Raw genomic sequence first — 1,089 nt, forward strand, 5'->3', positions numbered from 1 at the left:
CAGCTCGACCTCGACGGTCCGAGCAGTGGCCGCCACATCGATCGCGGGGTCCAGAGGCCGCGACCCGATCATCGGATCGGGCCCGTCGGCCATCGCTCGCCACAGTGCGAGCTCTGCGGTCCGCTCCTCGCTGTGGGCCGCCTCGACCAGTCCATGCGCCCATCTGCGCATGGATGTCCCGACCGGGGCGAGCTCAGGTGGCTCGCCGGATTCGATCCGCGCCCACGCGAGCACGAGATCCGGCACCAGCACGCGCCAGGAAACCCCGTCGATCGCGGAATGATGCACCAGCACAAGGACCTTGCCCGGTTCCGCCGTGTCCACCGGATCGAACCAGACCACCTGCAGCACGATCCCGGCGTTCGGATCGAGCCGGTCCGCAGCGGCCGTCAACTCCGCCGCCGCCAACGTCCGGAACTCGGTGCCTGCTGGCATCGGCACCCGATGGATGACGTCGTCGGCGCGAATCATGCCGACCGGCAACACATCCCACGTCCAGCGCCCGTCATCGTCGCGAGACAGTCGCGCGCGCAGCATGTCGTGCCGATCGAGGACCGCCTGCACCGTGCTCGCCATCCGCGGCTGGTCGATCCCGGTCGGCAGACCGAGCAGCATCGCCTGCGAGAAGCGGCCGAAACCCGACGCGGACCGCTCGAGCATCCAGTGCATGATCGGCGTCAGCGGCAGCGGTCCCACACCCCCGCCGGGCAGTTCCTCCGGCAAGGCGACCGCCGTGCGGTCGTGCGCGGCGACTTGGGCGAGTCCGGCGACGGTCTTGCGTTCGAACACATCCCGTGCCGAGAACGCCACACCGGCTGCTCTGGCCCGGGTGACCAACTGGATCGACATGATGCTGTCGCCGCCCAGGGCGAAGAACGAATCGTCCAAACCGATCGTTTCAGTGCCGAGAATGTCGGCGAACGCTTGCGCGATGGTGTGTTCGATCGGTGTGCGCGGTGCTCTGAATGGTTTGTCGGCAAGGAAGACCGGATCCGGTAGTGCTTTTCGGTCGAGTTTGCCGACCGGTGTGAGTGGGATGCGGTCGAGCACCATGATCGAGGACGGCACCATATACGACGGCAACCGGTC

General features: G+C 67.4%; 1 protein-coding gene. It reads right to left on the reverse strand.

From position 1 onward, the window contains the following. A partial coding sequence (locus tag ABZW16_RS44005; protein WP_354962111.1) for a condensation domain-containing protein occupies nt 1–1,089 on the reverse strand: 1,089 nt, incomplete at both ends.

The organism is Nocardia sp. NPDC004604 (genome assembly GCF_040609795.1).
Classification (GTDB): domain Bacteria; phylum Actinomycetota; class Actinomycetes; order Mycobacteriales; family Mycobacteriaceae; genus Nocardia.